Raw genomic sequence first — 847 nt, 5'->3', positions numbered from 1 at the left:
TAGGGCCTGTTAGCACTTGATCCAGTCTGCGGCGGCAGCGATGTGGATGACCGCGAGGAACGAGGTTGCTGTTTTTTCGTATCTGGTTGCGACAGCGCGCCATTCCTTGAGACGAGCCCAGAGGTTCTCCACAAGATGTCGGCATCGATAGGCCCATTTGGGACAGGCGACCGGCGCATCGCGTCGTTTCGCGGGAATGGCCGGTCGGGCTCCCATGTCCCATATCCGTTCACGAAAGGCGTCTGACGCGTAGCCTTTGTCCGCCACGACCCACAGGGGAACAGAGGGGAGATCGTCGAGCATGGCTGGCGCCAGTGGCAGTTCATGGGCCTGTCCGGGTGCCAGAGCGAAACCAATGGCTTTTCCGTGTCCGTCCGCGATCACGCACACTTTTGTGCCATAGCCGCCGCGAGAGCGGCCAAGTGCTTCACGATGGTCTCGCTCTTCGAAAGAGGCCCCTTTTTTTGGGCTCCCGCCGCCTTGTGGTGAGCCCTGATGTTCGTGCCATCCAGAAAAGTCATGCCCAGCGCCACTCCGTGGTGGTCCTGAACCAGTTCGAGCAGGCGTTCCCACACCCCCAGTTTCGCCCAGCGGATGAAAAGCTGCGCCGCCCGCCACCACGGACCCAGCTCAGCGGGGATACTTCGCCATTTCGCACCATTCTCATGACGCCAGAAGATCGCTGCTATCGTACGCCGCAGATCATGGGGCGGTGTCTTGCCCCTTGGCCGAACCGCCTCAATCAGCGGTTCCCAGATCGCCCATGTCTCATCAGTGAAAGTGCCTGTTCCGTCTCCTTCTTCAATCCATACAATATAGGAAGTATTTTAAGATCTAACAGGCCCTA

General features: G+C 59.1%; 1 protein-coding gene. It reads right to left on the bottom strand.

Annotation, left to right across the window (positions count from 1 at the left end; all coding sequences use genetic code 11):
• Positions 1-9: 9 nt before the first annotated feature.
• A protein-coding gene (locus tag GOB93_RS20980) for an IS5 family transposase (protein ID WP_099046888.1) occupies positions 10-758 on the bottom strand; the annotation gives its coding sequence in 2 pieces (ribosomal slippage) (positions 10-467 and positions 467-758; 750 coding nt in all).
• Positions 759-847 lie beyond the last annotated feature (89 nt).

The sequence above is a fragment of the Acetobacter musti genome (assembly GCF_011516835.1).
GTDB lineage: Bacteria > Pseudomonadota > Alphaproteobacteria > Acetobacterales > Acetobacteraceae > Acetobacter > Acetobacter musti.
The sequence above is the reverse complement of the archived record's forward strand: the minus strand, read 5'-3'. Positions and strand labels throughout refer to the sequence as shown.